The organism is Bifidobacterium sp. UBA6881 (genome assembly GCA_002451435.1).
GTDB lineage: Bacteria > Actinomycetota > Actinomycetes > Actinomycetales > Bifidobacteriaceae > Bifidobacterium.
In genome coordinates this window covers 2,205-27,921 of sequence record DKCF01000012.1, presented here as the reverse complement: position 1 = coordinate 27,921, position 25,717 = coordinate 2,205, and the positions used below count along the sequence as shown (strand labels likewise).

Annotated in this window: 26 protein-coding genes, 1 tRNA gene and 1 pseudogene; 25 read left to right on the top strand and 3 right to left on the bottom strand. The window is 59.3% G+C overall.

All coding sequences use genetic code 11. The features are described 5' to 3' along the window. The 21 genes from B3C64_RS01030 to B3C64_RS00930 all read left to right on the top strand — a co-directional run. The coding region (locus B3C64_RS01030) for a prolipoprotein diacylglyceryl transferase (RefSeq protein ID WP_291533110.1) at positions 1 to 708 on the top strand (708 nt) is incomplete at its 5' end. Positions 709 to 784: 76 nt separating this feature from the next. Continuing rightward, a complete protein-coding gene (gene rpe / locus B3C64_RS01025) occupies positions 785 to 1,450 on the top strand; it encodes a ribulose-phosphate 3-epimerase (RefSeq protein WP_291533109.1) in 666 nt (221 codons plus the stop codon). Positions 1,451 to 1,477: 27 nt separating this feature from the next. Continuing rightward, on the top strand, positions 1,478 to 1,741 hold the full coding sequence (locus B3C64_RS01020) for a phosphoribosyl-ATP diphosphatase (protein WP_291533108.1): 264 nt from the start codon (positions 1,478 to 1,480) through the stop codon (positions 1,739 to 1,741). A 50-nt stretch (positions 1,742 to 1,791) separates the two neighbouring features. Continuing rightward, a complete protein-coding gene (hisG, locus tag B3C64_RS01015) occupies positions 1,792 to 2,643 on the top strand; it encodes an ATP phosphoribosyltransferase (protein ID WP_291533107.1) in 852 nt (283 codons plus the stop codon). 13 nt (positions 2,644 to 2,656) lie between these two features. Next, the gene (locus B3C64_RS01010) at positions 2,657 to 3,256 is read left to right on the top strand and encodes a CDP-alcohol phosphatidyltransferase family protein (RefSeq protein WP_291533106.1); all 600 of its coding nucleotides are present in this window, start codon (positions 2,657 to 2,659) and stop codon (positions 3,254 to 3,256) included. Positions 3,257 to 3,273: 17 nt separating this feature from the next. Beyond that, positions 3,274 to 4,242, top strand: coding sequence for a DUF881 domain-containing protein (locus tag B3C64_RS01005; protein ID WP_291533105.1), 969 nt, complete (start codon positions 3,274 to 3,276; stop codon positions 4,240 to 4,242). Beyond that, on the top strand, positions 4,242 to 4,574 hold the full coding sequence (locus B3C64_RS01000) for a small basic family protein (protein ID WP_291533104.1): 333 nt from the start codon (positions 4,242 to 4,244) through the stop codon (positions 4,572 to 4,574). Before B3C64_RS01005 ends, B3C64_RS01000 begins: the two co-directional genes overlap by 1 nt. Before the next feature lie 36 nt (positions 4,575 to 4,610). Further along, complete coding sequence (locus B3C64_RS00995; RefSeq protein ID WP_414632140.1) at positions 4,611 to 5,411, top strand: DUF881 domain-containing protein; 801 nt, start codon at positions 4,611 to 4,613, stop codon at positions 5,409 to 5,411. A 168-nt stretch (positions 5,412 to 5,579) separates the two neighbouring features. Continuing rightward, positions 5,580 to 7,613, top strand: coding sequence for a threonine--tRNA ligase (gene thrS / locus B3C64_RS00990; RefSeq protein WP_291533101.1), 2,034 nt, complete (start codon positions 5,580 to 5,582; stop codon positions 7,611 to 7,613). Between the two features lie 117 nt (positions 7,614 to 7,730). Further along, positions 7,731 to 8,393, top strand: a complete 663-nt coding sequence (gene pgsA / locus B3C64_RS00985; RefSeq protein WP_291533099.1) for a phosphatidylinositol phosphate synthase — start codon at positions 7,731 to 7,733, stop codon at positions 8,391 to 8,393. A gap of 123 nt (positions 8,394 to 8,516) precedes the next feature. Continuing rightward, positions 8,517 to 9,272, top strand: coding sequence for a YebC/PmpR family DNA-binding transcriptional regulator (locus tag B3C64_RS00980; RefSeq protein WP_291533098.1), 756 nt, complete (start codon positions 8,517 to 8,519; stop codon positions 9,270 to 9,272). 6 nt (positions 9,273 to 9,278) lie between these two features. Next, positions 9,279 to 9,860: a crossover junction endodeoxyribonuclease RuvC gene (gene ruvC / locus B3C64_RS00975; RefSeq protein WP_291533097.1), complete on the top strand. Its 582-nt coding sequence runs from the start codon at positions 9,279 to 9,281 to the stop codon at positions 9,858 to 9,860. Between the two features lie 58 nt (positions 9,861 to 9,918). Continuing rightward, positions 9,919 to 10,536 carry a Holliday junction branch migration protein RuvA gene (gene ruvA / locus B3C64_RS00970; protein WP_291533096.1) on the top strand — a complete coding sequence of 206 codons (618 nt, stop codon included), beginning with the start codon at positions 9,919 to 9,921 and terminating at the stop codon, positions 10,534 to 10,536. A gap of 11 nt (positions 10,537 to 10,547) precedes the next feature. Further along, positions 10,548 to 11,621, top strand: a complete 1,074-nt coding sequence (gene ruvB, locus B3C64_RS00965) for a Holliday junction branch migration DNA helicase RuvB (protein WP_291533095.1) — start codon at positions 10,548 to 10,550, stop codon at positions 11,619 to 11,621. 63 nt (positions 11,622 to 11,684) lie between these two features. Then, positions 11,685 to 12,077: a preprotein translocase subunit YajC gene (yajC, locus tag B3C64_RS00960; RefSeq protein WP_414632139.1), complete on the top strand. Its 393-nt coding sequence runs from the start codon at positions 11,685 to 11,687 to the stop codon at positions 12,075 to 12,077. Positions 12,078 to 12,191: 114 nt separating this feature from the next. Further along, the gene (locus B3C64_RS00955; RefSeq protein ID WP_291533093.1) at positions 12,192 to 12,773 is read left to right on the top strand and encodes an adenine phosphoribosyltransferase; all 582 of its coding nucleotides are present in this window, start codon (positions 12,192 to 12,194) and stop codon (positions 12,771 to 12,773) included. Positions 12,774 to 12,827: 54 nt separating this feature from the next. Then, positions 12,828 to 14,021, top strand: coding sequence for an ADP-forming succinate--CoA ligase subunit beta (gene sucC, locus B3C64_RS00950; protein ID WP_291533091.1), 1,194 nt, complete (start codon positions 12,828 to 12,830; stop codon positions 14,019 to 14,021). A 2-nt stretch (positions 14,022 to 14,023) separates the two neighbouring features. Further along, on the top strand, positions 14,024 to 14,947 hold the full coding sequence (gene sucD, locus B3C64_RS00945) for a succinate--CoA ligase subunit alpha (RefSeq protein WP_291533089.1): 924 nt from the start codon (positions 14,024 to 14,026) through the stop codon (positions 14,945 to 14,947). A gap of 92 nt (positions 14,948 to 15,039) precedes the next feature. After that, complete coding sequence (locus tag B3C64_RS00940; protein WP_291533088.1) at positions 15,040 to 16,332, top strand: DUF6350 family protein; 1,293 nt, start codon at positions 15,040 to 15,042, stop codon at positions 16,330 to 16,332. Further along, complete coding sequence (gene purH, locus B3C64_RS00935) at positions 16,280 to 17,908, top strand: bifunctional phosphoribosylaminoimidazolecarboxamide formyltransferase/IMP cyclohydrolase (RefSeq protein ID WP_291533087.1); 1,629 nt, start codon at positions 16,280 to 16,282, stop codon at positions 17,906 to 17,908. The genes B3C64_RS00940 and purH overlap by 53 nt, the downstream gene beginning before the upstream one ends. A 134-nt stretch (positions 17,909 to 18,042) precedes the next feature. After that, positions 18,043 to 18,324, top strand: coding sequence for a DUF3017 domain-containing protein (locus B3C64_RS00930; protein WP_291533086.1), 282 nt, complete (start codon positions 18,043 to 18,045; stop codon positions 18,322 to 18,324). Here the strand turns inward: B3C64_RS00930 and B3C64_RS00925 are convergent. Continuing rightward, positions 18,241 to 19,167 carry an MIP/aquaporin family protein gene (locus tag B3C64_RS00925; RefSeq protein WP_291533084.1) on the bottom strand — a complete coding sequence of 309 codons (927 nt, stop codon included), beginning with the start codon at positions 19,165 to 19,167 and terminating at the stop codon, positions 18,241 to 18,243. The two genes, B3C64_RS00930 and B3C64_RS00925, sit on opposite strands and share 84 nt — an antisense overlap. Positions 19,168 to 19,283: 116 nt before the next feature. On the opposite strand from B3C64_RS00925, the gene B3C64_RS00920 reads away from it, so the two are divergent. Next, positions 19,284 to 20,057 carry a pseudouridine synthase gene (locus B3C64_RS00920; RefSeq protein ID WP_291533083.1) on the top strand — a complete coding sequence of 258 codons (774 nt, stop codon included), beginning with the start codon at positions 19,284 to 19,286 and terminating at the stop codon, positions 20,055 to 20,057. Further along, the gene (gene der, locus B3C64_RS00915; RefSeq protein WP_291533082.1) at positions 20,054 to 22,183 is read left to right on the top strand and encodes a bifunctional cytidylate kinase/GTPase Der; all 2,130 of its coding nucleotides are present in this window, start codon (positions 20,054 to 20,056) and stop codon (positions 22,181 to 22,183) included. The genes B3C64_RS00920 and der overlap by 4 nt, the downstream gene beginning before the upstream one ends. An 81-nt stretch (positions 22,184 to 22,264) precedes the next feature. Here der and B3C64_RS00910 read toward each other — a convergent pair whose 3' ends face one another. Next, complete coding sequence (locus B3C64_RS00910) at positions 22,265 to 22,678, bottom strand: hypothetical protein (protein ID WP_291533081.1); 414 nt, start codon at positions 22,676 to 22,678, stop codon at positions 22,265 to 22,267. A gap of 267 nt (positions 22,679 to 22,945) precedes the next feature. Continuing rightward, positions 22,946 to 23,019, bottom strand: a tRNA-Pro gene (locus B3C64_RS00905). Positions 23,020 to 23,169: 150 nt separating this feature from the next. Between B3C64_RS00905 and B3C64_RS00900 the strand changes: the two genes are divergently transcribed. Together B3C64_RS00900 and B3C64_RS00895 are read left to right on the top strand one after the other, a co-directional pair. Further along, positions 23,170 to 24,648, top strand: a complete 1,479-nt coding sequence (locus tag B3C64_RS00900; RefSeq protein WP_291533080.1) for a UTP--glucose-1-phosphate uridylyltransferase — start codon at positions 23,170 to 23,172, stop codon at positions 24,646 to 24,648. Positions 24,649 to 24,791: 143 nt separating this feature from the next. Next, positions 24,792 to 25,717: pseudogene (locus B3C64_RS00895) on the top strand (WYL domain-containing protein); the annotation flags it as partial.

Genomic DNA, 25,717 nt, shown 5'->3' with positions numbered 1-25,717 from the left:
TGGAACGGCGGACTTGGCATTTGGGGCGGTGTCGTTCTAGGAGGACTCGCTGCTTGGGCGTGGTGCCACCACAAGCATTATCCGATGGCTTTGCTCGGCGATGCCGTGGCGCCCGGTTTGCTGGTGGCGCAGGCCATCGGACGTCTGGGCAATTGGTTCAACCAGGAGCTGTACGGCGCTCCGACGACGCTTCCTTGGGGGCTGAAGCTCAATACCACGGGTTCCGCCATCGGGCACAGCGAACAGTGCTATGACGGCGCGACCTGCCCGGTGGGCACGTTGTTCCATCCGACGTTTCTCTACGAGATGATTTGGAATCTCATCGGAGCCGCTGTGATCATCTTCATCGGCGCCAGGGCGATGCGACGTCTCAAAGCTGGTTCGCTGTTCACGGTGTACATCATGTGGTACACGGCCGGCCGCGCATGGATCGAGTCCCTGCGCATCGATTACGCGCATGAGTTCCTCGGCATCCGCATCAACGTCTGGGTGTCCCTGGTGGTGTTCGTATTGGGTGTGGTGTCGTTCATCGCCGTCCAGCAGATGGGCAAGCACACCGATCTGCTGGCTGAGAAGCTTCGGACGGTCACCGAAATCGAGATTCAGGCGTACGGCGGGCAACGCGTTGACGGCTCGAACGAATCCAAAACCGTAACAGCGGAGGTTCCGGCTACGCGAACAACCGATGAATTCACCGACAACAAATGAGACCACGTGTTCGGATGACGGCACGCAGCCAGCATCCGAACGGCGATAGTCTTTCGCCAACCATAGAATGTGAACCATGACTATTCAAATCGCCCCCAGCATCCTATCTGCTGATTTTTGTAATCTTGAGCGTGACCTCAAGGCGATCTCCAACGCTGATCTCGTGCACGTCGATGTGATGGATCACCATTTTGTCCCGAATCTGACCTTGGGCGAGCCGATTGTGGCCCGTATCTGCCAAGTGACCGATTTGCCGGTCGATGTGCATCTGATGATTGAGGACCCCGACCGTTGGGCTCCGGAATACGCCAAGCTTGGCGCGGCCTCGGTCAGCTTCCATATGGGGGCCACCCATGCTCCCGTGCGGCTGGCCCGCCAGCTGCGCGAGATGGGCTGCAAGGCCTGTTTCGCGGTGCGCCCTGCCGAACCCGTCGAGCCTATTTTCGACATCCTCGATGAATTCGATATGATTCTGGTGATGACCGTCGAACCGGGATTCGGCGGCCAGAAATTCCTTGACAACCAGATGGCCAAGGTGCGTCGTCTGCGTGATGAGATCACGCGTCGTGGCTTGGACACCAAAATCCAGGTCGATGGCGGCGTGAGCCCGAAGACCGCCCATATCGTGGCGGAAGCGGGCGCCGATGTGCTGGTTGCCGGTTCCGCGGTCTACGGCGCCGAAGATCCCGCAGAAGCCATCGATTCCATTCGTGCCAAGGCCGAGGCCGCGTTCAAAGCCTGAGCACATAACCAACAATTAAGGACGAGTATGAAAACCTTCGAATCGCTGTTTGCCGAACTGAGCGAAAAGGCCGCCACCAAGCAGGCCGGATCCCTGACCGTGGACGAGCTTGGCAAGGGCACGCATTTCATCGGCAAGAAGATCGTGGAAGAGGCGGGTGAGACCTGGATCGCCGCGGAATACGAAGGCGCGGATCGCACCGCCGAGGAAATGAGCCAGCTTATCTACCATCTGCAGGTCATGATGATCGATCGTGGCATCACCCTCGAGGACATCTACAAGAACCTGTAAGCATATTTTCGGCCATGCCAGTACGGGCATGGCCATTTTTTGGAGGAAGAATGCTGAGAATCGCTGTACCCAACAAAGGCATGCTATCCGAGCCCGCATGGAATATGCTGGCCGAGGCCGGCTATCGTCTTCGGAGCAATTCGCGCCAGTTGGTCGTGGAAGATCCAGACAACGGGGTCGAACTGTTTTATCTGCGTCCGCTCGACATCGCGGTGTATGTCGGCCGAGGCACCATCGACGTCGGCATCACGGGGCATGACCTGTTGCTCAACTCGGGTACGGACGCCAAGGAACACATGAAGCTCGGCTTCGGCGCGTCGACGTTCCGTTTCGCGGCTCCCAATGATTCTCCGATCAGCAGGCTTGAGGACATCGAGGGCAAGCGCGTGGGCACCACGTTCGACAAACTGGTGCATGATTACCTGACCGAGCATGGCATCCACGCCGAAACCGTTCACTTGGACGGCGCCGTGGAGTCCTCCGTGCAGTTGGGCGTCGCCGACCTGATCGCCGATGTGGTGTCCACCGGAACCACGTTGCGCAACGCTGGTCTGAGGGTCTTCTCCGATCCGCTGTTGCATTCCGAGGCGGTGCTGATTCGCTCTCCGCGTCTTGCGGAGGACGATGACCGGCTGACGATTCTGAGCCGTCGGCTGCAGGGTGTGCTCACCGCGCAGCGCAACGTGCTGATGGACTACGACATTCCGGTCGAAAGGGTCTCCGCGGCGGTCGCCATCACCCCGGGTTTCGAGAGCCCGACCGTCTCCCCGCTGCACGACAAGCAGTGGGCCGCCGTCCGCGTCGTCGTGCCGAAGGCCAAGGTCAACCAGCTCATGGACCAGCTGTATGAGGTGGGCGCCCGTGGCATCATCGTCACCGCCCTGCAGGCCTCGCGAATGTGAGTTTGCTCTGGGCATGGGCAAACTCATCATCAAGAAACAGTACAGTCCGGAACCGCGTGATATTTATTTCACGGTTCCGAACTGCATCAGTCTGCTACGAATCATCTCGATTCCGTTCATCGCCGTGTTCGTTTCCCGGCATGAGATGATATATGCGTTGATCATCCTCGCCTTGTCGGCGGTTTCCGACGGGTTGGACGGTCTGATCGCGCGGTCGTTCAACCAGGTGAGCAAAATCGGGCAGATTCTCGATCCGATAGCGGATCGCCTGCTGATCTTCTCCAGCATCCTGGCATTGGGCATCGCCAACATCATCCCATGGTGGATGCTGATCGTCGTCGGATTGCGCGATCTGATCATGGCCGCGTTGATCATTGTGCTTGCGCAGCACGATTACGGTCCTTTGCCTGTGCATTTCGTCGGCAAGGCGGGCACCGCGATGCTCCTGATCGCCATCGTCTCGTTGATTTTCGCCGATATATGGACCAATGACGCGACCAATGTGCTCCATCTGTGCGGACTCGCCACCGGAATCTGGGGAGTTGGCCTGTACTGGCTGGCGGGATATATTTATATCCGGCAGGGCATAGGATTGCTGAAACAGGATAAATAAGGACGTAAGGACGCGGCATGGCGCATGATGCTTCGAATATCGTGGCGTTCCCCGTATCTCCGGAGAACATGCCGGCGAAGCACCGTGCCGTTTTTTCCGCGTCCTTCGCGAATCTGGACTCGCATCACGTACAGCCGGCATCCATCGTATCGATGTCGCGCAGACGGCGTCTGGAGGATGATTCCCTCCGTCTCATCGATGATCTGAGCAACCGTCCGATGGATGTGCTGTACACCGATTCGCGGTTGTCGAACAAGACGCCTTCCACGGTTTCCATTTGGTTCACCCGTGTCCTTGTGTTTCTCATTTGCATCGCCGTCGGTACTGCGGGAAGCGTGTTCGTGCGTCAGCTGAGCACGGATCCGCGCAAGGAAGTGCGCAAACAGCTGGCGAGCCAGCTTACGCAATCGACGCAGAAGGTCGATGAACTCACCAAAAACGTGAACGATCTGCGCGCCCAAGTGGAGGATGAATCGAAATCGGTGTCGAATTGGTCGTTGAACCAAACGGTACGGGACGATGAGATGGTCAACGGCGTGCTTCCCGTTCAAGGCGAGGGCATCACCCTCACCATAGCGAATCCGATTTCGGTGAGCGGAGACAACGCGGACTCCTCGCTTCCCAGGGAAAACGGCAGCCAGATTCGCGTGGTGACCGACTCGGATCTGCAGGTGCTCGTATCGCTGCTCTGGCAATCGGGCGCAGAGGCCATAGCGATCAACGGTTATCGTCTTGGAGTCCAGACATCGATCAGAACAGCGGGAACGACGATTCTCATCGGGGTGAATTCGGTGCAAAGCCCCTATAAGATCGAGGCGATCGGCAATTCCGGCGCTTTGGCCAAAGCCGTCGGCAAGAACACGCAACGACAGCTGTACGATGATTTCAAAAAGGCCGGCATATATCCCCAAGTCAGTAAATCAAAAACGATTACACTGGAAGCCGCGGTGACCGGCGAGGTGACCTATGCGAAGGGAGACAAGTAATGGCAGCCGTTCTGGGACTCATCATCGGTGTCGTTGTCGGCGTGTTCGTGCGTCCGGACATCCCCATCCAGCTTCAGCCTTATCTCCCCATCATGGTGCTTGCCGCCTTGGACGCGTTGTTGGGCGCGGCGCGCGCGTATTTCCAGCGCAGCTTCTCCGATAAGGTGTTCGTGATCTCCTTCTTCTCGAACGTCATCACGGCGACATTGCTGGTGTTCCTCGGCAATCAGCTCGGTGTCGGCTCGCAGCTGCAGACGGCGGTGATCGTGGTGCTCGGCATCCGCATCTTCACCAATGTGTCATCCATCAGACGCTTTATTTTCAAAGGATGATGCCGCGTGCCCAGACACAACCGTGAATCAAAGGACATGCTGTCCAAACTTCATGAGCAGATCGTCAAGGACCAGGACAACGACAGTACGCAGACCGGTTCCTTCCCCGTCGTCAGGCGCAAGCCGAGGCGTATTTCGCTCAACGCGAAATCGACGCGTGCCCGGTTGTATTCGAGCGTGCTGGTCACGGTGCTGTGCGCGCTGTTGGGATTCGGATACGCCATCCAGCTGAACAACTCGACCTCCACCTATGAGACGATGAGCGAGGACGAGCTCACCAAGCTTATCAGCGAGACCAACGCGCAGGCGCAGAAGCTCGAACAGCGCAAAAGCGAACTCACCAGCCAGCTCAACTCGCTGAAGGACACCGCCGACAAAAACGCGAAGGCCGCGGAAATCGCCAAACAGAACGCGGAATCCAACGGTATCCTGTCGGGGCGCCTTCCCGCCTCCGGAGAGGGCGTGGTCATCAAGATCTCCCGCGGCACCAAGCAGTCCATCGACGCGTCGATTCTGTTCACCTTGTTGGAGGAATTGCGCAACAGCGGTGCCGAGGTCATTGAGATCAACGATGTCAGGGTGATCACCAGCACGTACATCAGCGATACCGACGACGGACTTGAGTGCGACGGCATCTCGTTGAAGGCGCCGTACGTCATTTCCGCGATCGGGGACCGCAACAATCTGCAGAACGCGGTCAATCTCGCGGGCGGCGTGGGTTCCAGACTCAAGGTGAAGTATGGAGCCTCCGTATCGGTCAAACCATCCGACAACGTGCAGATCAACGCAATCCGAAAGGCGCCGCAGTACACCTACGCGCATGTCGTCGGGCAATAGCGCTTCGTCCCTGGCGCCCTCATGGGTTGTGCATGCCGTCCATTCCTTCGACGGCGTCCATGCGGCGGCGCGCGTCGATGTCGGCACTCGTTCCTATCTTGTTCATCGTTGACACACAGTCCAGGCCTGCACATTGGTAACGCGGACCCCGATAGCAAAGGACAACCCATGGCTGAACAAACCATCTCTATTACACTCAACGGCGAAGCGAAGGAGGTGGCGGCAGACCAGACCGGCGTCCAGCTTTTCGCGGAAGACAAGAACATCATCGCGGTGCGTCTGAACGGCGAACCTCGTGACCTTTACACCGAACTGCACGATGGCGATGTGGTGGAGTCCATCGCGCTTGACAGCGAGGATGGTCTGGCCATCATGCGTCACTCCGCGACCCATGTGATGGCTCAGGCCGTCCAGGAGATTCGTCCGGACGCCAAGCTCGGCATCGGACCGGTCATCAAGGACGGATTCTACTACGATTTCGATGTGGAGACCCCGTTCACCCCGGATGACCTGAAGGCCATCGAGAAGCGCATGCAGCGCATCATCAAGTCTTCCCAGTCCTTCCGCCGCCGTGTGGTGACCGAAGAAGAGGCGCTTGCCGAAGAGGCCGACCAGCCGTACAAGCTCGAGCTCATCAAGGACAAGGAGGCGCATCTCGATCCCGAAGCCGCCACCGAAGTCAGCGGTAAGGAGCTGAGCTTCTACGACAACGTCGACCGCGAAGGCAATGTGGTCTGGAAGGATCTGTGCCGCGGCCCGCACCTGCCGAACACCCGTTACATCAAGGCGTTCAAGATTGAGCGTTCCGCCGCCGCATACTGGCGCGGCAGCGAGGCGAACCCGATGCTTCAGCGCATCTATGGCGCGGCCTTCGCCACCAAGGAAGACCTGAAGGCGTACCAGACCCGTCTGGAAGAGGCCGCCAAGCGCGACCACCGCAAGCTCGGCGCGGAAATGGATCTGTTCTCCTTCCCGGATGAGATCGGGCCGGGACTGGCGGTGTTCCACCCGAAGGGTGCCGCGGTCATCAACGCGATGGAGGACTACTCCCGCGAAATGCACCGCAAGCACCACTACAGCTTCGTGCAGACGCCGCACATCACCAAGGGCGGTCTGTACGAGACGTCCGGACACCTGCATTGGTACAAGGACAGCATGTACCCGCCGATGCGTCTGGACGAGGAGAAGGACGAGAACGGCAATGTCGTCAAGCAGGGCTTCGACTACTACCTGAAGCCGATGAACTGCCCGATGCACAACCTGATCTTCAAGTCCCGCCAGCGTTCCTACCGCGAGCTGCCGCTGCGTCTGTTCGAGTTCGGTACCGTCTACCGTTACGAGAAGTCCGGCGAGGTGCATGGTCTGACGCGCGTGCGTGGCCTGACCCAGGATGATTCCCACATCTACTGCACCCGCGAGCAGATGAAGGATGAGCTCAAGAGCCTGCTGAACTTCGTACTGGGCCTGCTCAAGGACTTCGGTCTGGACGACTTCTACCTGGAGCTGTCCACCAAGGATCCGCACAAGTACGTCGGTTCCGACGAGATCTGGGAGGAGGCCACCAACACGTTGGCCGAGGTCGCCAAGGAATCCGGTTTGGAACTGGTCGACGACCCGTGCGGCGCGGCTTTCTATGGACCGAAGATCTCCGTGCAGGCGCGCGACGCCATCGGACGCACCTGGCAGGTCTCCACCATCCAGCTCGACTTCAACCTTCCGGAGCGTTTCAAGCTCGAGTACATCGCCGCCGACGGCACCCACAAGCGTCCGGTGATGATTCACCGTGCGCTGTTCGGTTCCATCGAGCGTTTCTTCGCCGTGCTGCTCGAGCATTACGCCGGCGCGTTCCCGGTGTGGCTCGCTCCGGTGCAGGTGCTTGGCGTTCCGGTCGCCGACGAGTTCGCTCCGCATCTGCAGAAGTTCATCAGCAGCTTGGAGGAGGAGACCGTCCGCTGCGAAATCGACCTGTCCGATGACCGATTCGGCAAGAAGATCCGCAACGCGTCCAAGTCCAAGACCCCGTTCATCCTCATCGTCGGCGAGGAGGACATGAACAACAACGCGGTGAGCTTCCGCTTCCGCGACGGCAGCCAGCTCAACGGCGTGCCGGTGGCGGACGCCAAGGAACAGATCATGAAGGTCATCAAGAAGCGCGTCCAAGTCAACAGCGTCGACGATTTCAAGGCCGCCATCGCCGATTGATCGTTACGCTGGTTCATGGTAATACGCTAGAATCATGAACCATGGAAAACGGTATGCACGAATTCACTGTTCGCGCATACCGTTTTCGTTTTTCGAATGGGAATAAGGAGCCCGACCATGTTGGAACACCTTCGCGCACCGTTTAAGAGACTCATCGAGCCACTGGCCAAGGCGCTGGTGGGCATTGGCCTGACTGCGAACATGATCACCGTCATCGGTGCGGTCGGCACCATAGTCGTGGCCATCGTCACAGGACTGACCGGTCGGCTGTTCATCGGCGCCGTGGTCCTGACATTGCTTGTGCTCGCGGATTCGCTGGATGGCTCGGTCGCCAAACTCACCACCGGGGGCACTGAATTCGGCGCGTTTCTAGACTCCACGCTGGACCGTATCGCCGATTGGGCGCTGTTGGCCGGAGTGATGCTGTTTTTCCTCCTGCATGGCGGCCAGTGGCAAGGTACTGCGATGGATTCTCCGGATTATGTGAGTCTGATCGGCATCGGCGCCGCGTTGCTTTCCATAATGACCTCGTTTGTTACCTCCTACGCACGCGCGCGTGCCGAATCCGTCGGATTCGAGGTGAAGAACGGCATCGCCACGCGCGCCGATCGTCTGGTCATCATTCTGGTGGGCATGGCCGTGGCCGGGGTAAGCCATCAAGAGGTGTGGCTCGCCGTGGCGATGGTGCTGTTGGCCTTTGTGGGCGTGATCACAGTGTTTCAGCGGATTCTCGAAGCTCGCAGGCAAATGGCCACCGGAACGAAGACATACCATCGCTGATGGGCGCTTTTGCGTCGCCGGAGCATTGACGGGTGTTCTTTCCATGGCGTTTTCGGTACTTTGTCTTAGAACCGCTTTAAAATCATTTCGTTTGAAAATATTCGCAACCTGCCTAGGAGCATTATGTCAGGTCATTCCAAGTGGGCGACCACCAAGCACAAGAAGGCCGCCATCGACGCAAAGCGTGGCAAGCTGTTCGCCAAGCTGATCAAGAACATCGAGATCGCAGCACGTCAGGGCGGTGGCGATCCTGACGGTAACCCGTCCCTGTACGACGCCATCTACAAGGCCAAGAAGGCTTCCATGCCGGCCGACAACATCAAGCGCGCCGTCAAGCGTGGCTCCGGTGAAGAGGCTGGTGGCGCCAACTATGAGGACATCGTCTATGAAGGCTACGCGCCCGCCGGCGTCGGTCTGATCATCGAGTGCCTTACCGACAACCGCAACCGAGCCGCCGCCGAAGTGCGTTCCACGCTGACCAAGGGCAATGGCTCTCTGGCCACCTCCGGTTCCGTGAGCTTCAACTTCGAGCGCAAGGGCCAGATCATCGTCCCGTCCGAAGGCGTTGATTTCGACAACCTGTTCGAAAAGGCCGCCGAGGCCGGTGCCGAGGACGTGACCGAAGACGGCGATGTGTTCACCGTCGTCACCGATCCGTCCGACATGATCGACGTGCGCAAGGCTCTGCAGGATGCCGGCTTCGACTACGACTCCGCGGATCTGGTCATGATGCCGAAGAACGAGGTCGAACTGACCCTCGAGGATGCGCAGAAGGTTTCCAAGCTTATCGACAATCTTGATGATCTGGACGATGTGCAGAACATCTATTCCAACTGGACCGCCTCGGACGAGGTCATGGCTCAGCTTGACGAGGAGTAATCGGGAGTGATTATTCTCGGCGTCGATCCCGGGCTGACGCGTTGCGGGGTCGGCGTGATTGAAGCCGGCGCATATCGCCGGCTTTCTTTTATTCACGTCGATGTCGTGCGTTCGGACCCCAAAACGTCGCAGGATCTCAGGCTGCTGACCATCTATAACGGTTTGGTCGAGAAGATCGAGCGGTTCGTTCCCGATGCGGTTTCCATTGAGCGGGTGTTCGCGCAGGAGAACCGCAATACCGTGCTGGGCACGGCGCAGGCGGCCGGATTGGCGATGCTCGCCGCCGCGCAGCGTGGCATACCGGTCGCGCTGCACACGCCGACGGAATCGAAACTCGCCATCACGGGCAATGGCAAGGCGGAGAAAATTCAGATGGAACGCATGGTCGCGCGTATCCTCGGACTGAACACCCTGCCCAAGCCGGCGGATGCCGCGGACGCCTTGGCCATAGCGATATGCCATGCGTTGCGTCCTGCCGGCGCATTGCAGGGAGGGGAGCGTGAGCAGCATCTCACCGCGGCGCAACGACAGTGGGCGCTTGCCTCACAGAAGGCCGCGCGTGGACGGGGAGTCCGCAGAGGCATGTAGCCTGTATCGAACAGATGTTCTATAGTATCGTTTATGGTTGCGCGAAGGAGGTTCCCGCGTGATAGGTATGCTTCATGGCCGGGTCGACGTCATCGACGCGGCCTCGGCGATCGTGGAGGTCGGCGGAGTCGGCTACGAGCTCAGGATGCCCTCCGCTGATTTGGCGTCCATGCATGCCGGCCAGACGGTGAAGGTGTACACGTCGTTGAGCGTCTCTCAGGACGCCATCACCTTGTTCGGTTTCTCCACGGCGGCCGCGAAACGCATGTTTCTGCAGTTGCAGAAGGTCAGCGGCATCGGCCCCAAGGTCGCGCTGTCCCTGCTCTCCACATTGCCGACCGATCGTCTGGCGCGTGCAGTCGCCGATGGCGACGCCACGGCGCTTTCCAAGGCCCCTGGTCTGGGAAAGAAGGGCGCGCAGAAAATCATTCTCGAACTCAAAGGCTCCATCGACCTCAATCAGATCGAAGGAGCCGCGGCCGACGCTTCCGAAATGCGCGATACCGAGGCGGAACAGGTGGTGGAAGGGCTGGTCTCCCTTGGATGGCGGGAGCAGGATGCCGTGCATGCGGTACGGACGGTCTGTGAAGGCAACGGCATCGCGGTTCCGCTTGCCAAAGAAGACGTACCGCGTGTTCTGAAACTGGCATTGGCATCCCTTGATCGAGGCAGGTGAGACGAATCAGCATGACGAACGACCGGAATCCCGAGCAGGTGAACACCGGCGCCAATGAGGAATCGCTGCGCATGGTCTCCGCGTCGCCCATGGGCAATGAGCCCGTCAGCGATGAGGAGCTGCGCCCGCATGTTCTGGACGGCTTTATCGGCCAGCCGCGGCTCAAGGCGCAGTTGCAGCTCTTTCTGGATGCGGCGCGCAAACGCGAGGTGCCACCGGACCACATTCTGCTGGCGGGGCCTCCCGGACTCGGCAAGACCACGTTGGCGATGATCGTGGCCAACGAATTGGAGGTGCCGATTCGCGTCACGTCCGGTCCGGCGATCCAGCATGCCGGCGACCTGGCGTCCATCCTGAGTTCCCTGGACGCGGGCGAAGTGCTGTTCATCGACGAGATCCATCGTCTTCCTCGCGCGGCCGAGGAGCTGCTGTACATCGCGATGGAGGATTTTCGCGTCGATGTGATGGTCGGCAAGGGTCCGGGTGCCTCATCCATCCCTCTGACATTGCCGCGCTTCACCGTGATCGGAGCCACGACGCGCGAGGGCATGCTGCCGTCTCCGCTGCGCGCCCGATTCGGCTTCACCGCCCATCTCGACTTCTATCCGCACGAGGAGCTCGAAAAACTCATCGAACGGTCGTCCAAGGTCTTGGGCGTCCAGTTGGAGGACGGCGCAGCGCGGCAGCTGGCGATGCGTTCCCGCGGCACGCCGCGTATCGCCAACCGTCTGCTTCGCCGCGTGCGCGATTGGGCCATCGTGCATGACCTCGAATCGGTCGAACCGGATGACGTCAAGGAGGCTTTGGCGCTGTACCAGATAGACACCGAGGGACTTGACCGATTGGACATCGCGGTGCTCAAGGCCATCGTCACGAACTTCAACGGCGGGCCGGTCGGTCTGAACAATCTGGCGGCCATGGTCGGAGAGGAATCCGAAACGGTCGAGACGGTATGCGAGCCATATCTGGTCCGTGAGGGGTTCCTGATGCGAACGCCCAAGGGCCGTGTGGCCACGCGCAAGGCGTGGAAACATCTCGGTCTGGTTCCCGATGATTCCCAGCTTGATGTCAGCAAGCTGGCATAGAATCTTCTGCGATTGGACTTTGCGGTCCTTGTGATGTGAATTTCTCTATATAAGGAGTGTGCTGTGGATCCCAGCTCCCTGTTTCTTATCGTCATTGTGGTCGTAATGATCGGCATGATGTTCTGGCAGTCCAAGAAGGCCAAGCAGCAGCAGGCTGAGCGTAAGGATTTCCGCGCGAATCTGCAGCCGGGCACTGAAATCATCACCATCGGCGGCGTGATTGGCAAGGTCGTATCCGTCGACACGGAGTACGAGGAGATCGTCATCGATTCCGAAGGTTCCAAGATTCGCTTCGGTTTCAATGCCATCAGCCGTGAATATGTCCGTCCGGCGTATGTGCACGATGATGAGGTCGACGAAAACGGCAACCCGCTGCCTGCGGCCACCGAACAGGAGGCCCAGCCGGTCGATGAGCCGCAGACCGATAAGGTCGAGGAAGAGTCGAAGAACGTCTGAGGTTGGACGCGGGAAGGGCGAAAATCTCATTTTTGGGGTTTTCGCCCTTCTTTTTCGTAAGACGAACATATAATTTGTATTGCCGCAAACCAAGGTAGAAGGAAAACCACTGTCATGGCAACATCGGATATCACCCTCTCCGGTCTGAAGAAGATCGATGCCGAGGACGCCGAATACCTTATTTCGAAGATCAACACCATTCCCGGATTCCCCAAAGAAGGGATTCTTTTCCGCGACTTCATGCCGGTTTTGGCGGATGCCAAGGCTTTTGGGATTCTGATGGACGCGCTGGAGAGGACTTTGCCCGTCGATGTCGATGATTTCGATATGATTGCGGGACTTGAGGCACGCGGTTTCCTGTTCGGTCCCGCGCTTGCGGCGCGGTTGGGCAAAGGCTTCATCGCCGTGCGCAAGGCGGGCAAGCTTCCGCCGCCCACCGTTTCCGAAAGCTACGATCTCGAGTACGGACAGGCCGTCGTGGAAATCGAGACCGATGCCGTTCGTCAGGGGACCCGTGTGCTCATCGTCGATGATCTGATCGCGACGGGCGGCACCGCAAACGCCGCGCGCGCCCTGATCGAGAAACGCGGGGGCAGCGTCGCCGGATTCAGCTTCGTCATGGAGCTTACCGGCATCGACGGCATGAAATCTTTGGGGGAGTATCCGACCGGTTCGTTGATCACCATGCCGGCCTGATTGTCGTTCTGTATTAATTAATTCATTAATTAAACAACATAAAGGGAAGAATCCATGGATCTCTATGAGTACCAGGCCAGGGAACTGCTTGAGGAGCAGGGCATCCCGACGCCGAAGGCGATTTTCGCGCAGAATTCTCATGAAGTCGCCGAAGCGGCCGAGAAGATCGGTTATCCGAACGTCATCAAGGCGCAGGTGAAGATCGGGCATCGTGGTCAGGCTGGCGGCGTCAAGCTTGCGAAGACCAGGGATGAGTCCATCCTCGCTTCCGAGGACATCCTTCCGATGACCATACACAAGCACAAGGTCAGTGGTGTTCTTGTCGCCGAGGCCAAGAACATTCTGCACGAATACTATGTTTCCATTTCCGTGGATCGCTCCTCCCGAGATTTCGACGTGCTCGCCACCGCCGCGGGTGGAACCGAAGTCGAGGAAATCGCCAAGGAGCATCCGGAATCCGTAAAGCGTCTGCATATCGACGCCCTTGAGGATTTCGACATCGAAGCAGCCACCAAGATGGCGCAGAGCATCGGCTTCTACCATGCGGATGTCGATCAGGCGGCGCAGATTCTGCTCAAGATGTGGAAATGCTTCAAGGAAAACGACGCGACGCTTGTTGAGATCAACCCTCTTGCCAAAATCGGCGATCCCGATGACGAATCCTCCAAATCGCTGTGCGCGTTGGACGCGAAGATCTCCCTCGATGACAACGCTGCGTTCCGCCATGATGGATGGAAACGCTTCGCCGATACCGTGCATACCGATCCGTTCGAGGCGAAGGCACGTGAACACGGACTGCACTATGTGCACCTGCATGGCTCGGTCGGCGTCATCGGAAACGGAGCCGGTTTGGTCATGAGCTCGTTGGACGCCGTTTCCGGTGCGGGCGAGGATCAGGGAACCGGTGTCAAGCCGGCCAACTTCCTCGATATCGGCGGCGGAGCTTCCGCCGATGTGATGTGCAGCAGTTTGGAGATCGTGCTTTCCGACCCCCAGGTGGAATCCGTGCTCGTCAATGTGTATGGCGGCATCACTTCCTGCGAACAGGTGGCCACCGGCATCTTGGAGGCGCTTGACAAACTCGGAAGTCTGAAACCGCTTGTGGTCCGTTTCGACGGCAATGCCGCCTCGGAGGGTCTGCGCATCCTGTCGGAGGCGAGGCGTGCCAATCTGCATGTCGCACAGACCATGGAGGAAGCCGCACAGCAGGCCGCGCGTCTCGCGGCCAAAGGCAAGGAGGTTCGCTGAAAATGACGCTTTTCATTGAAGATGGCGCTCCGGTCATCGTCCAAGGCATGACCGGGCATCAGGGCATGACCCATACCGCTCGAATGCTCAAGGCGGGCACCAACATCGTCGGTGGGGTCAATGCGCGCAAGGCCGGGTTGGATGTCGTCTTCCCCGCCGCCAGGAATGGCCAGGATGCGACCATGCACGTCTACGGCACATGCGCCGAGGCCGTTGAGTCGACGGGAGCGGTTGCCAGCGTGGTGTTCGTTCCTCCGCGTTTCGCCAAGGACGCCGTGGTCGAGGCCATAGACGCCGGCATCAAGCTGATCGTCGTCATCACCGAGGGCATCCCCGTTGCCGACAGCGCGTACTTCGTCGAACTCGCGCTGCGCAAGGGCGTGCGCATCATCGGACCGAATTGCCCTGGCCTGTTGACGCTGCCTTCCTCCGAAGGTTCCCACGGCTGCAATCTGGGCATCATTCCGGATGGCATCGTCTCTCGTGGCCCGTTGGGTCTGGTATCCAAGTCGGGTACGCTGACGTATCAGCTGATGGGCGAGCTTTCCGATATCGGATTCACCGCCTGCCTGGGCGCCGGCGGCGATCCGATCGTTGGAACCACTTTGCAGGAGGCTTTGGAGGCGTTTGAGAACGATGAGGCCACAAAGGCCGTCGTCATGATTGGTGAGATCGGCGGCAACGCGGAGCAGGATGCCGCCAAATGGGCCGCCGAACACATGACCAAGCCGGTCGTCGCCTACATCGCGGGCTTCACCGCCCCCGAAGGCAAGCAGATGGGTCATGCCGGAGCCATCGTCTCCGGTGGCAAGGGCACTGCGAAAGACAAGAAGGAGGCGCTTGAGGCCGTCGGCATCCGTGTCGGCCGCACTCCGGGCCAGACCGCTGAAATCATGCGAGAGGTGCTCGCTTCCACGTCGCTATGATGGCAAACCTGAAGTATTGGTTGAAAGGGCTTGCCGTTGCGGCAACGTCCATGATTGTGTATGCCGTTGCCCTTGGCTGCTATATGGCGCTGATGCTTCTGGTCATTTCCATGGAGGAGGGCGGAGACAACCTTTCCGCCCTCTCGGTTCCCCTGACCGAGGCCATGGTGCTGCTGAGCCAAGGGAGCGGTTTCAAAGACGGTGCCATCGTCCTTACCATTACGCCGTTGCTGTTGACCATGTCGGTTATCGCGCTTGTCGCTTCGCTCGGAAGACGTTTCGGAACGAGCCTGCGCGGATTGACCTCAGGTCTGTTGTTCTGGGAATTGATGAACGCGTTTTTCGCGCATGCCGTCAATGTCGAGCTTGTCGATTCCATCGGCCTTCTCCTGGCGAAGACCGCGGTCGTGTTCCTTATCGGCTATGCGATTGCGGCGGTCCCGCAATCGGCGTTCATCCGGGAACGCCGTGATTGGCTGGCACAGCACATCTCCATGCCGGTGCGCAAGACCTTGGTCATCGGCACGGTTCTGGGTCTGCTGCTTCTGACCTGCTACCTTGTCGCCGGCGCGGCCGCGGTCGTGTATTGGATCGTGGACAACCAGACGGCCATCGTCAAACTGTATGCATTGTCCGGTATGCAGACCGGCTCGCGGATACTGACTACGATTTCCGCCTTGGCGTGGTTGCCGAATCTTGTGGTTTGGGCGGTTTCCTGGTTGTTCGGAGCCGGTTTCTCCATAGGCGATCTCGCCTCGTTCAGTCTATGGAGCGGGCAGGGGAGTTCATTGCCGGCATTGCCTCTTTTCGGCATGCTCCCTTCGGCGGTGGAGACGGACTGGATTCGCATCACGCTGCTATGCGTTCCCCTCGCTGTTTCGTTTATCGCCGGCATGGTCGTGATGCTGTTCAACAAGGGATTCCGTTTCAGATTCAAAGGCGCCGACGACGATCGCGATGCAAAACGCGTCGCTTTGAGGTTTGCGTACCCTGCAGGTGCTTTTTGCATTTCCTGCGCGGTGGTTTCGCTATGCGCCAGCGCGCTGTTCTCCATTTCCAACGGAGCGTTGGGCACGAAACATCTTGCCCGCGTCGGTGTGGACGTGATTGCTTCGGCACGTAAGGTCGGCCAGCCCACTGCTGTGGGACTGTTCTCATCATGGCTGCTCATGCTGGTGGTCATGTTCTTATACTTCGGAACGCGTCTGGCAGTCAGACGGTTCCGTGAGGGCAAGAGCGGGAAATCCGTCTCGAACTCCGAAGAGGATAATCGTGAATCCACCGGCGTTGCGCGTACAGTGGTTTCATCCATCAACAACAAGGAGGAGCAGGGTGACAACAACCTATCGACCGATACGACGGGCTCTGGTATCAGTCTTCCATAAGGAAGGCATCGAGGTGCTCGCCAAGGCATTCATCAAGGCGAATACCGAGGTGGTTTCCACCGGTTCCACTGCGAAGCGTCTTGCCGAGCTTGGCGTCAAGGTGACCGAGGTCTCGGAGGTCACTGGTTTTCCGGAGTGCCTCGATGGCCGCGTCAAGACCCTTGACCCGCATATCCATGCCGGCATTCTCGCCGATATGACGAACAAGGACCATGCCGCGCAGTTGGAGAAGTTCGGCATCAAGCCGTTCGACCTGGTTGTCGTGAATCTGTATCCATTCGCGGATACGGTCCGTTCCGGTGCGGATGAGGCGGCCACCATCGAGAAGATCGACATCGGCGGACCGTCCATGGTTCGTGGTGCGGCGAAGAACAGCGCCACCGTGGCGATTATCACCGATCCCGGTGACTATGCGCTGGTCGCCGCGCGCATCGAAAACGGTGAAGGCTTCTCCCTTGAAGAGCGTCGTTGGCTGGCAGGCAAGGCATTCGCCCACACCGCCGCGTACGATGCCACCATCAACGAGTGGACTTCCAAGCATTGGCCGAAACCCGCGACCATCGAGCAGTCCGACTCCGACGAGACGCCCGCACTGAATGAAGCCAAATTCCCGGCGACATTCACCCGCACCTGGGATCGCGCGCATGTGCTGCGTTACGGGGAGAACCCGCACCAGCAGGCTTCCCTGTATCTCGACCCGCTCGATCAGAACGGCTTCGCCCACGCCGAGCAGCTCGGCGGCAAGCCCATGAGCTACAACAACTATGTCGACGCCGATGCCGCATGGCGCGCCGTGTGGGACTTCGCCCCACAAATCGCCGTCGCCGTGGTCAAGCACAACAATCCATGCGGTCTGGCCATCGGCGCCACGGTCGCCGAAGCGCATAAGAAGGCGCACGCCTGCGATCCGATGAGCGCATATGGCGGTGTGATCGCCGCGAACAGCAAGGTCACGATGGAAATGGCCGAAAGCGTTCGTCCGATCTTCACCGAAGTCATCGTCGCTCCCGATTACGACGCGGATGCCCTTGAACTGCTGCGCACCAAGAAGAAGAACCTGCGCATCCTCAAGGTCTCCGAACCGCCGAAGACCAAGACGCAGTTCCGTCAGATCGACGGTGGTCTGCTGGTGCAGTCCACAGACCTGATCGATGCTCCGGGCGATGACCCGAACGCTTGGAAGCTGGTCTCCGGCGAGCCCGCGGATGCCGATACCGTCAAGGATCTGGTATTCGCGTGGAGGGCCATCCGTTGCGTGAAATCGAACGCCATTTTGATTGCGCACGATCAGGCCACCGTCGGCATCGGCATGGGTCAGGTGAACCGCGTGGATTCCGCGAATCTGTCGGTTGAACGTGCCAACACGCTTGCCGATGGCACGAACCGCACCAAGGGCGCCGTCGCCGCTTCCGACGCGTTCTTCCCGTTCGCCGATGGCGCCGAGATTCTGATCGACGCCGGCGTCAAGGCCATTGTGCAGCCTGGAGGATCCATTCGCGACGAGGAGGTCTTCGAAGCCGCGCGCAAGGCGGGCGTCACCATGTATGTGACTGGTACGCGCCACTTCTTCCACTGATTCGATGAGCCGCCATTGCGGCTTGTCGTGTCGAACGAAAAAATAAGGCGTGGCGTCCGGACCGCTTTGGTCCAGACGCCACGCCTTATTATGATTGCTATCCGGTATCACCTTAAGAGAAAGGCCCTGCGCAAATGAGCCATCCTTACGTTTCGGAAGACCACGAGGGCAAACCATGGTTCGAATGGATCATCGCGATTGTGGTTTTCGTCGCGACGGTGCTCGCGTTCCTCGGATATACGAAGACCGCCACCGTGGTGATCGCGGTGGCGGCCATCGTCACGGGGCTGATCAGACTCGTGCTACGCGAACGCAGCCCTTGGAAGGTGCGCTCAGTTTCGTTCGACGCTTTCATCGGCATCAGTCTGGGCGTCGGATTGTTCATCCTGCTCGGTCTGCTCCCCGTCGGCCTCTGATTCGGCATCGGCGGTTTCGCCATCGCTTTCCGCGGCGTTCCCGGGGACATCATGCTTTCGCGCTCCGAGCATCGAGGCGATGATGACCACCAGGGACACGACGGCCGCGGCGAGGACCGGGCAGATCCAGAACACCCAAAGCTGCTGCAATGGCTGCTCGTTCAATCCCTGATTCTGGGCGAACAGCGCGATTCCGGTGGCACGCGCCGGATTCAGGGCGGCACCGGTCACCGGATAGGCGATTGCCGTGGCGACGCCATATGCCAGTCCCATCGCAAGACCGTGATTCACATTGGACTCGTCGTCGTCCATGACGCGAAGGGCGCCTGCGATGACGATGACGCCGGCGACCAGTTCGACGATGATGGCCGTGGTAATGCTCAGCGTCACGCCATAATTGCCGAGAGCGGAGTAGGAGATGGAGTTCTTATCGAAGCCATTGACCGCTTGGGCCAGCCAGATCTTCAACGTCACCTGTTCGGAAGTCGGCAGCAGGAAACGGATGACGGCGCCTGCCGCGATGCCGCCAAGCACCTGGGCGATGATGTACAGCACGCCATCGATGATTCCGGTCTTGCCGGTGAGCATCGCGGCGACGGAAACCGCCGGGTTGAGATGCGCGCCGGAGATCCTGCCGAAAATCACGGTCGCGGCCGCATAGATGGCGCCGGTCAGCAGCGCGATGAACGCCATGTTGACGCCGTATACGGCAGTGCCCAGCGTGCAGATCGCATAAATGGCGAAGCAGACGACGAAGCTTCCGACAAGTTCCGCGCCGACACGAAGCGCCAGTGGTTTGCTGTGTTCTTTCTGGAATGTGAGCGTTTGCTCAGCAGCAGTCATAGTCTTTCCTCTGTTTTATAATAATGTGGTTGCGATTTTCATAATCGGCAAACGACTGCAATAGTACCAGCAGTCCCTGTAAGTATTCAGTATTATCCGGCCACGTTGGGAGAACGATGCCAAACGCATATTCCCGCGCCATGAAGGCGCACAATCACGACAACGAAGGTATTCGCCTGCAGAAGCTTCTGGCCCAGGCGGGATTCGGGTCGCGTCGCAAATGCGAAGAGATAATCACCGATGGGCGCGTCGAGATCGACGGAGAGCTCGTCACCGAACTCGGCACCCGTGTCGATCCGAAGCATCAGGAGGTTCGCGTGGACGGCTCTCGTGTACGCGTGAACCCAAACCATGTCACGCTTGCCTTGAACAAGCCGAAGCGCGTGCTGAGCGCCATGGACGATCCGAAGGGCCGCTACACCCTGCGCGACATCGTCGGCGACAAGTACGAGCGTATTTTCCATATGGGCCGTCTGGATTACGATTCGGAAGGTCTCATCCTCATGACGAACGACGGCGAACTGAGCCAGCACGTCATGCACCCCAAGTACGAGGTGGAAAAGACCTATATCGCCACGCTGGAGGGCCGCATCAGCGGTCAGGTGTGCCGACGGCTGGTCACCACCGGCGTGCAACTCGATGACGGTTGGATCAAGCTCGATCGTTGCGCCATCCTCGACGCCAACCGCGAGGGCACCTTGGTCAAGGTCGTGCTCCACTCAGGCAAGAACCGTATCGTGCGCCGTATCTTCGGGTCCATCGGATTTCCCGTCCGGCGTCTGGTGCGCACGCAGATCGGCCCGATCAAACTCGGTGATCTGAAGCCTGGCAGCTATCGCGTGCTTTCGCAGACCGAGGTCCGTTCCCTTTCCAAGGAGGTCGGACTGTGATCCGCGTAGCCATTGACGGGCCGGCCGGCGTCGGCAAGTCGTCCACTTCCAAGGCTCTGGCCAAATACTACGGTTTCGCCTACCTCGACACCGGCGCCATGTACCGTGCATGCGCGTGGTGGTGTCTGCATCAGGGCATCGACCTGGATGCGGAAACCGTCGACGAACGTGAAATCACGGAGGCGGTCGGCGAATTCTTCACCGACGGCCATTTCGACATCAGCGTGAATCCCGATGATCCGCGCGTGTATGCGGATGACGAGGACATCAGCGAGGCCATTCGTTCCTCCGAGGTGTCCTCCCATGTTTCCAAGGTGTCGGGAATCGTTCCGGTGCGCCATGTGCTGATCGCGGCCCAGCGTGCGTACATCGCGCGTGAGACCGCCGTGGATTCCTTCTCCAAGGGTGCGGGCATCGTCGCGGAAGGCCGCGACATCACCACCGTCGTGGCACCGGATGCCGAGGTGCGCGTATTGCTCACCGCCCGCGAGGAGGTGCGTCAGGCTCGTCGCGCGGGGCAGTCCACGGCCGGGGTCGGCGCCGACAACGTCGCCGCAAGGGATAAAGCGGATTCCAAGGTCACGAATTTCACCTCGGCCGCCGAAGGCGTGCTGACGGTCGACAATTCCGACCTTGACTTCAGCGAGACCCTTGACGTGCTGATACGCATCGTCGATGACGCCATCGAAGAGCAGCAGTACCGCCAGTACGTCTCCAACCTGGACGATTACGAGCTCGATGAGGGCGATGAGGGGCTGATCGACGGCTCCTCGTTCGTCGGCGGAAGCCGTCAGTCCGGACCGAAGCCGGTTGGCGTTCTCGCCGTGGTCGGCCGTCCGAATGTCGGCAAGTCCACGCTCGTGAATCGTATACTCGGCCGTCGCGCGGCGGTTGTGGAGGACACCCCCGGCGTCACCCGTGACCGTGTGAGCTACGACGCCGAATGGGCCGGCACGGATTTCAAATTGGTCGATACCGGTGGTTGGGAAGCCGATGTCGAGGGCATCGACTCCGCCATCGCCTCCCAGGCCCAGGTCGCCGTGCAGCTGGCGGATGCCGTGGTCCTCGTCGTCGATGGTCTGGTCGGACTGACCGATACGGATGCGCGTATCGTCAAGATGCTTCGCGCATCCGGCAAGCCGGTCACGCTTGCCGTGAACAAGGTCGATGATCGTGAAAGCGAATACCTTACCGCCGAATTCTGGAAGATGGGATTGGGCGAGCCATACGGCATTTCCGCGATGCACGGCCGGGGTATCGGCGAATTACTCGATGCGGCGATGGATTCGCTGAAGAAGGCCGAGAAGACCTCCGGTTTCCTCACACCTTCCCATCTGCGTCGTGTCGCGCTCGTCGGCCGTCCGAACGTGGGCAAGTCGTCCCTGTTGAACCAATTGGCGCACGAGGAACGTAGCGTCGTCAACGATTTGGCGGGAACGACGCGCGACCCCGTCGACGAGGTCGTGAGGGTCGATGGCGATGACTGGCTGTTCATCGACACCGCAGGCATCAAGCGCCGTCTGCACAAGCTGTCCGGTGCTGAGTATTTCTCGTCGCTGCGCACACAGGCCGCAATCGAACGCGCCGAGCTCGCTTTGGTGCTGTTCGATGCCTCACAGCCGATTTCCGATCAGGATCTCAAAGTGATGAGCCAGGCGGTCGATGCCGGACGATGCATCGTGCTGGTGTTCAACAAGTGGGATCTGATGGACGAATTCGACCGTCAGCGCATGGAACGCCTATGGAAGACCGAATTCGAACGCGTCACATGGGCCCAGCGCGTCAATCTGTCCGCGAAGACCGGATGGCATACGAACCGTCTGGCACGCGCCATGCGTGGTGCCTTGGAGTCTTGGGACAAGCGTATTCCCACAGGCAAGCTCAATGCGTTCCTCGGCAAGATCCAGGCCGCGCACCCGCATCCGTTGCGTGGCGGCAAGCAGCCGAGAATCCTTTTCGCCACCCAGGCATCAACGCGTCCGCCGCGTTTCGTCATCTTCGCCACCGGATTCCTCGAGCATGGTTACCGGCGCTATATCGAGCGCTGTCTGCGTGAGGAATTCGGATTCGAGGGTTCCCCGATTCAGATTTCGGTGAACATTCGCGAAAAGAAGAAACGCAAGTAGGCAGAATTCGACGAGTGAATTTGTGGGGGTGTCCGCGCATGCGGACACCCCCACAAACAATATTGGCGTGGAACGCGCGTTCTAGAACAGCGGACGTTCCGCCTTGTCGCGCTCCTGTAGATAGCCGGTCACGGCGCGGCGCGCCAATGAGCTCAGGGAGATTCCATCCCGTTTCGCCTTGTTTCGCGCCCTTTGGCCCAGTTCGTAAGGAAGTTTGATCTTCCATTCGTCACCGAGCTGTTCGCGGCCATTGCTGTTCTTGGGCATGCGTCCGGGCCGTACCATGTCCGTGCCTTCGTCGGCGTCATCGCGTTCCAAAGCCCTGCGCGTCAATTCGGTGAGCGTGATGCCGTCGTGTTTGGCGCGTTCCCTTGCGTCCAATCCCAGTTCGCGTGGCAGCCGGATCTTCCATTCGTCTTCGCGGGCCGAATCGTCGAACACATGGGCCAACTCATCGACGTCATCGAATTGCGGTTGGTCGTTCACCGGTTCCATGGACAGTCACCTCCCGGACGAGAAAGGGTCTCATAAAGCATCCAGCAATGGGAATGTTATCACTTTCCGCGTGGTCGTCCATGTTCGGTGCCGAACGGCAGCGGCACCGCGGGGACATGTCGTGAGAGACCCGTGAGCGATGATGCGCAACGCATTGAGGATTTGCCCATCGATCTTTGGCGAAAATCGTATCTGCGCGCATACGTGGCTGTATGCGGGGAGGAAAAAGAAAAAGCCTTGGAACCGAGATCCCAAGACCTTTGAAAGTCGGACCAGCGGGATTTGAACCCGCGACCCCTTGACCCCCAGTCAAGTGCGCTACCAAACTGCGCTATGGTCCGAACGGTGCAAAAGCACCGAAAAGAAAATCTAGCATAACGTCTTGCCAATGGCAAATCGCGTCGTGTCGTAAGGTGAACGGCATGCGTCTATTGCACTAAGAATTCTCCTTTTCCGACGTAAACACCCCCGTTGAAAAAATGTTGTGTAAGATGGCTACGAGGTATAACGACAACACGCCCGCATGGAAGGAACAGAGATTGACTGAGGACGTATTCGAACATTCCGCAGCGAAGATGCGCGAGCATGGCATGAGCGACATGGCCATCGCGCAGTTCAAGCGTCTATATGACGTTTGGCGCACCGAGGAATCCAGCAGCTGGATTCGCGAGGACACCGTCGAGCCACTAGTGGGTGTGCCGAGTTTCCACGATGTGTATGAGACCATCAACCACGACAAGGCGGTCGATGCGTTCGCCAAAACGGCGTTTCTGAAGCTCAACGGAGGCCTGGGCACCTCGATGGGACTCGATTGCGCGAAGTCCCTGTTGCCCGTCCGCCGTCACAAGGCACGTCAGATGCGCTTCATCGACATCATCATCGGCCAGGTGCTCACCGCACGCACCCGTCTTGGGGTGGATCTGCCGTTGACCCTGATGAATTCGTTCCGTACGTCCGAAGACACCATGAAGGTGCTGCACGCCAACAAGAAATTCCACCAGGAGGACATCCCGATGGAGATCGTGCAGCATCAGGAGCCGAAAATCAGCGCGGCCACGGGCCTGCCGGTGAGTTTCCCGAAGAACCCGGGACTGGAATGGTGCCCGCCGGGACACGGCGACCTGTTCTCCACGATCTGGGAATCCGGATTGCTGGATACTCTGGAGGCCCATGGGTTCAAGTACCTGTTCATCTCCAATTCCGACAACCTCGGCGCGCGCCCGTCCCGTACCTTGGCGCAGCACTTTGAGAACACCGGTGCTCCTTTCATGATCGAGGTGGCCAAGCGCACTCCCGCCGACCGCAAGGGCGGGCATATCGTCCGCGACAAGGCCACCGGCCGTCTGATGCTTCGCGAGATGAGCCAGGTGCACCCGGACGACAAGGCGGATGCGCAGGATATCGACAAGCATCCGTATTTCAACACGAACAGCATCTGGATTCGCATCGACGCCTTGAAGTCGAAGCTCGCCGCTTGCGATGGTGTGTTGCCGCTGCCGGTGATCCGCAATAAGAAGACGGTGGATCCGACCGATCCGACGAGCGAACCGGTCATCCAGCTGGAGACCGCCATGGGCGCGGCCGTGACGCTGTTCGACGGCGCCACATGCGTTTGCGTGGACCGCATGCGCTTCCTGCCGGTGAAGACCACCGACGACCTGTTCATCATGCGGTCCGACCGATTCCATCTGACGGACCAATATGAGATGGAGGACGGCAACTACATCTTCCCCGATGTGCGTCTTGACGCCCGCTATTACAAGAACATCCACGATTTCGACGCGCATTTCCCGTATGGGGTTCCTTCCCTCGCCGCGGCGAATTCCGTCAACATCAACGGCGACTGGACCTTCGGCAGGGATGTTATCCTGTTCGGCGATGCGCAATTGCCGAACACCGAGGAGCCGAGCTATGTGCCTAACGGCGAATATGTTGGCCCGCAAGGCATCGAGCCTGACGATTGGGTCTGATTCGGGGGTGTCCTTCCAAACGAAAACGATGTTTTTTCGGGAAAAAGACACAAACTGAATGAAAAACCTCTATCATAGAGTGAAGTGTGCGGCGTCATATGTCGCACACACTTTAATGAAACGTTAACGAGACGTGAGGACTAATGGCAGAAGGCAGTAACGGAAGACGTCGTTTTTCCGACAAATGGGGCAAACACGAACTTGATGTTTTGGCCGTGCTTTCCTCAGCTTTCCCACAATGGCTTACCTCCCGTCAGATCGCCCAGCGTGTGAAGGCATACGCCGACTCGTACGGCGAGCTGGCCGATCAGGCGGCGAAAGCGGCATTCGCCAAGCAATTTCAACGCGACCGCGCCAAGCTCGCGGCGATGGGAATCGCCATCGAATCACGCCAACCGGAATATTCGTCCAAATCCGAAGGGCAGGATTTCGCCTCCTATCGATTGCAGCTTGGCGATGAGCCACGTGTGCGCCTGCTCTTTGGAGACGAGGATCTGCCGATTCTCGCCGCGGCGAATTATCTGGCCAGGTCCATGTCCATTTCCTCCGCTCCCGCACATGAGACGCAGCATACGTCGCGTACCGCGCCACGCGTGCCGCAGACTCCGGTGCCGGGACTCGGATTGGATTCCATCGCTCCGGGGCTCGGCACCCAATCCATCCCTCCGGAACTGGTCAAGGTGGTCGACCAGCGTCGTTTTGCGGCGACGGTCGATGTGGATGGCGAACATCTGAATGTCGCCTACACCGATTCGGACGATCTGGCCATGTATGTGCTGTCCCATCCGGGCGCTTCCATCGTCAGCCCGCAGGAGGCCGTCGATGCGTTCAATCGCCGCTTGAACGCGGCGGCCCATTTCGTGCCGGCAGATGATTCCACCGGTGCCGCCAGTTCCACGGTGGTTTCCCCGGAGATCAACCGCAAGAGCGCGGACGAGGATGAGGCCGAAGAGCTCAAGGGACGCGCGAAGAAGAGTCCTGCGTTCCAGACCGGCAGTGAAGTGGACAGGCGTCTGCGTCTGATGCTGTTCCTGTCCGCACACCTCGGCGAGGAGTACTCGTTGGAGGA